At 42.2% G+C, this 3977-nt stretch carries 6 protein-coding genes and 1 pseudogene; 6 read left to right on the top strand and 1 reads right to left on the bottom strand.

Translation table 11 applies throughout. The annotated features are described in order from the left end of the window. Window positions 1-65, bottom strand: a pseudogene (locus tag HMPREF3140_RS29220) (hypothetical protein); the annotation flags it as partial. A 907-nt stretch (window positions 66-972) separates the two neighbouring features. Between HMPREF3140_RS29220 and HMPREF3140_RS06395 the strand changes: the two are divergent. From HMPREF3140_RS06395 to HMPREF3140_RS28215, 6 genes are all read left to right on the top strand, one after another. Beyond that, window positions 973-1338: a hypothetical protein gene (locus tag HMPREF3140_RS06395; RefSeq protein WP_032411706.1), complete on the top strand. Its 366-nt coding sequence runs from the start codon at window positions 973-975 to the stop codon at window positions 1336-1338. Then, window positions 1338-1820, top strand: coding sequence for a hypothetical protein (locus tag HMPREF3140_RS29090; RefSeq protein ID WP_032411709.1), 483 nt, complete (start codon window positions 1338-1340; stop codon window positions 1818-1820). Before HMPREF3140_RS06395 ends, HMPREF3140_RS29090 begins: the two co-directional genes overlap by 1 nt. Window position 1821: 1 nt before the next feature. Beyond that, window positions 1822-2241 (top strand): hypothetical protein, encoded by a 420-nt coding sequence (locus HMPREF3140_RS06385; protein ID WP_016161265.1) that lies wholly within the window; start codon window positions 1822-1824, stop codon window positions 2239-2241. 301 nt (window positions 2242-2542) lie between these two features. After that, on the top strand, window positions 2543-3034 hold the full coding sequence (locus HMPREF3140_RS28220) for a hypothetical protein (protein WP_016161266.1): 492 nt from the start codon (window positions 2543-2545) through the stop codon (window positions 3032-3034). A 2-nt stretch (window positions 3035-3036) separates the two neighbouring features. Continuing rightward, window positions 3037-3342 (top strand): hypothetical protein, encoded by a 306-nt coding sequence (locus HMPREF3140_RS06380; RefSeq protein WP_032411715.1) that lies wholly within the window; start codon window positions 3037-3039, stop codon window positions 3340-3342. 3 nt (window positions 3343-3345) lie between these two features. Then, window positions 3346-3534: a hypothetical protein gene (locus HMPREF3140_RS28215; RefSeq protein WP_129722153.1), complete on the top strand. Its 189-nt coding sequence runs from the start codon at window positions 3346-3348 to the stop codon at window positions 3532-3534. The last annotated feature ends 443 nt before the right edge of the window (window positions 3535-3977 follow it).

Here is a 3977-nt window from a genome sequence, read left to right as displayed (position 1 = left end):
CCGTTAACCACCACCTCGCCTTCGCTGACCGTTTCCAGGGCGTTCATGCAGCGCAGGAAAAGTGAATGGTTCGTTTTGCAGAAATTTATACAGCTATGTGATGTAAAGCTATTGAGTGTATGTATTAGCTAGCAATAGCTGTTTTTTACTTTTCTTTCCTTTTCATCGTTTTTTACAGAGTAAAGTAAATAACTGCGGCGCATTAATCACATCTCATTTACTTCTACGCATGTATTACATGCATGCTGAGTAATCACATGTGTACACTACATTAAATGCTTTGAATGTAAACGTTAAATACCCTTAACTTTACTGTTATGTTAATTTCATAAACGACATGAATATATCAATATGAAATGATGGGCAGGCCTGATCATAAATATAAATTCTTAATGTATTTGTGCGCATTACATAAGAATCATCTCAATAGTAGTGGCCCTATTAGAATGTCCCTAGGATAATTCATCACACAGCAGTAATGACGAACAACAAACATGAGGTCAATAGAATTTTCTACTATCACTAACTTGAATGCCCATGCTTTGATCAACAGCGTTAAAGAAATGTACAATACTCTGCTGAACAATAAGAAATCGATAATTAAAGCAGTTGATAATGTTGTATGTCCTACTAACGCTTCAGACGTATAGACAGTGATTAAAGGAGATGATTTCCCTTGCTACTTTAAAATCACTTTTAACGCTGCTATGTGGGTAATCTTTGCAGATCAAAGGTTGGCCTATAGCACTGTGCAGGGCAAGCAAAAGCAAGTTGTTCATAGTGTTATGGTTCAATTTAATATGGTTAGCGCTTGGCGTAATTGATTTAATTCGGAGAAAGTTAAAATGAATAGGCTGTTTATTACAGCTTTGGCTGCTCACACTTTAAGCGGCTAGTGAAGAAGCTACACTGCAACGTACAACTAACGCAGTATTATTCCTGTGTGCTACTCGTATCGGTGGATGTTGAGAAATGAAAAAATTATTTATTGCACTGGCTCTATTTGCGCCTGTGGTAGTTAACGCTAATGTCTATAGCTTAAATTGCGCTGGAGTTAATCTGTCTTTAATAGACACTAAAGATGCTTTCTATTTAATAAAAGGGAGGGAAACTTATCTTTTCTCAGGGGGAGTACAAGAAACCGCTCAAACTGGCGTTAGTGTTTTTAACCGTTATTTGACTGGTATTAAAACTTCCTCTGATGAGATTCTCCCTGTAGATGCTCAAGACAGATTAACCCTGATGCAAACGGGCGTTGATGGTGCTGCTACTTTCCGCTTGCTTGATAGCCGTGGTAATCACCTTTGCTCTGTGAACTCCTTCAAGGCTGGCGAATAATGAAAAAGCTGATCATTGCTCTTGCTGTGCTGGCTTCTTTTGGCGCACAGGCTAACCGTTGCGACTATCCAGATCAGGTAGCTAAAGATGGCTCTCTGTGTGGAGCTAGGGCGGCTTCTATGCGTCCCGGTGGCTATACGCCTCCTCCTGAATACTCAGCGCCAGTACAGCAGCAGGAGAGGCAAATAAATATTATACCGGAGCTTCATTATCATTCTCATGTAGACGGTGATAATGACTACGATTTTATAAAAGTTGGCGCTGATTACCAGCTAAAGGGTTTATACAACGATCCAGAAATAGAAACGTTTTATCACACTAAAACGAAAAATATTTATTGCAGAAAAGAAAAATACGTTGATCAAACGGATTGCATAAAGGTAATTAGCTCTACTCAGGTAGATGAATATTTACGTGATGGTAAACGTTCACCAGATTTTAGCGATACAGATTATCTAACCCATTATGTTAGAGGTGTTTAAGATGAAAAAGATTTTATTGGCTGTAGCCCTTTTAGCTTCCTTTGGTGCCAGCGCTCACACTGACACAATGCAATGCAGCGTTGACAGCAAAACCGATATTAAAGAATTAGGCAATGGCCTTATGACTAGCGGAATGGCTCAGGGCGATGGATGGCAACAAATAGGTGTTCTCACTTGGACACAAGACGCTAACAAGCCTGATGCTAACCCTAATGGATGGGATACAGAGCACAGGGCGCGCCTGATTAATGTTGACCAGACTCCAGAAGATAAAGCAGCGGCCTATGATGAAAAGATCGGTGATTGGACAGTTAACTATTATATATTCCGCTATGAGATCATTATGAAGGACGGGAGAACGGCAAAACTAGAATGCACCCCCCTGATCTCTCTTAATAAAGACGGTAGCGTGTGGCAATGAAAACTTTATTAGCTGTTCTTCTGTTCTGTGTGGCTACTGGTGCCTTTGCTTGTCCGAGGGGCGAACATATCCACGGTGGCTACGGATCTCACCATAAAGGGGGTATTTGCTATTAATCATTATCCCCCGCTCTGGTTCGAGACTAAATATCAAATGGAACTTAATGCGGGTATTACCCTAGCGGCTAAGCTAAGCGAATGGAAAAGTAGAGACACTCAAGCGCTACTAAAAGCACGTAGTAATTATCAGTCAAAACTTTTTAAGAAAGCAATTTAATCCAATCAATAGGAATGCACTTGTAATGAAAACCAAATCTATCTGTGTAGCGCTGTCTGCTATTGTTGCTGCTATGTCACTTTCTGGCTGTGCGCTAATAGTAGATGGTAAAACACAGCCTGTAGCCATTAAGACTAATGCCCCGGCAATGTACACGATTAGAAATGGTGATGGTGAAGTAGTGAGTACAGGCGTTGCACCTACAACGGTAAACCTCAAGCGTGGCGATGCGCCCTATTCTGTGACACTCCAGCGTACAGACTCAGCCCCTATAACCTCTGGCACAGTAACAGACAATCTGAACGGCTGGCTCTGGGGTGATATTGCTTGCGGGTTGATTGTATGTGGTGGCGTTGATCTTATCACTGGCGCTGCGTGGGATTTAGACACAGCGGTTACAGTGAATACACAGCCAGATCCAACACATCCAGACGCTAACGCAAGTAATACAATGCATGTGGTAGCTCCTACACAAGCGCCTATCACTATCAACAATACAGTGAACAATAAGGCCTGATCATGCAGGAAGATTTAGAAAAAATCCGGGAAGCTAAAGCAGTAGCAGAGGCTAACATTGTACCCGGCGTGATGAATCCCCATGTAAGTTACTATGAAGTGATGCTAAAGCAGGGATACGTAGTAGCGGAGGGAATGTATCAGGGTAAGAATATGGCGATTTTTGATACATATCAGGATTGGCGAGATATTGAGATCACCACACTGGAGGCATTCAGAGAGCGCCAGCAAAGTAAGCAGACGCTAAACATTATCCTTTCAGTGTTCGGCTTTATCGCGCTTTGCTGTTTAATGGCTGGGGTGATTTAAGTAATGACTACACCATATGAAGAATACGTAGTAACGCCAGTTAATGAACTGGAAACCAAAGAACAGCGTGATAGACGGATTGCGCATGAACGTAAAGTAGGTGCTGTATTTAATCATCCTCGCTTTCGTAAGCGTGGCCCAGAAGATTCATGGCATGGTCCTGAATTTAACGCAATCACGCTAGGCGATTAAGATGAACCCTTTTCAATTCTACGTGGATGCTTCTGGCGCTGCTGATGATAGCCTCTTTTGCTAGCCCTTATTGCTGGGTAATATCAGTGTGCAGCCTGGTGGCTGAATTCTTTGCAGATCGTAAAGAGAACATCCGGCATGGTGAATTAGTGAGAGTGCAATGAAAATTAGCTTGATGGCAGCTCATGTGGTTATATGGACTACGGTAATGGCCACGCTCTGAAGCACAATAAACCCAGTAATAACCCAGACTCTAACAGCATATTTACATTAAATCATATAGGCCGCCAAAGAGCGGCCTTTCTTATGTCCTAAACTCTCTCCCTCGCTATTCTCAGCGTGTTTTAACTCTCTTCCCTTCTACTCTCTATGTCATAGCCTATAGAACGCCTCACAGATGACATTGTTCCGGCCCGCCCGGTTTACAGCACCTTGCTGAGGAA

The sequence above is a fragment of the Klebsiella sp. HMSC16A12 genome (assembly GCF_001808265.1).
In the GTDB taxonomy this organism is placed as follows: Bacteria; Pseudomonadota; Gammaproteobacteria; order Enterobacterales; family Enterobacteriaceae; genus Klebsiella; species Klebsiella pneumoniae.
Note: the sequence above shows the minus strand (reverse complement) of the source record. Positions and strands in the feature narration are given on the sequence as shown.

Excerpts from the sequence above, each read along its gene's own strand:
- HMPREF3140_RS06385 (WP_016161265.1), top strand. The coding sequence starts at position 1,822 with ATGAAAAAGATTTTATTGGCTGTAGCCCTTTTAGCTTCCTTTGGTGCC.
- HMPREF3140_RS06380 (WP_032411715.1), top strand. The coding sequence starts at position 3,037 with ATGCAGGAAGATTTAGAAAAAATCCGGGAAGCTAAAGCAGTAGCAGAG.
- HMPREF3140_RS29090 (WP_032411709.1), top strand. The coding sequence starts at position 1,338 with ATGAAAAAGCTGATCATTGCTCTTGCTGTGCTGGCTTCTTTTGGCGCA.
- HMPREF3140_RS06395 (WP_032411706.1), top strand. The coding sequence starts at position 973 with ATGAAAAAATTATTTATTGCACTGGCTCTATTTGCGCCTGTGGTAGTT.
- HMPREF3140_RS28220 (WP_016161266.1), top strand. The coding sequence starts at position 2,543 with ATGAAAACCAAATCTATCTGTGTAGCGCTGTCTGCTATTGTTGCTGCT.
- HMPREF3140_RS28215 (WP_129722153.1), top strand. The coding sequence starts at position 3,346 with ATGACTACACCATATGAAGAATACGTAGTAACGCCAGTTAATGAACTG.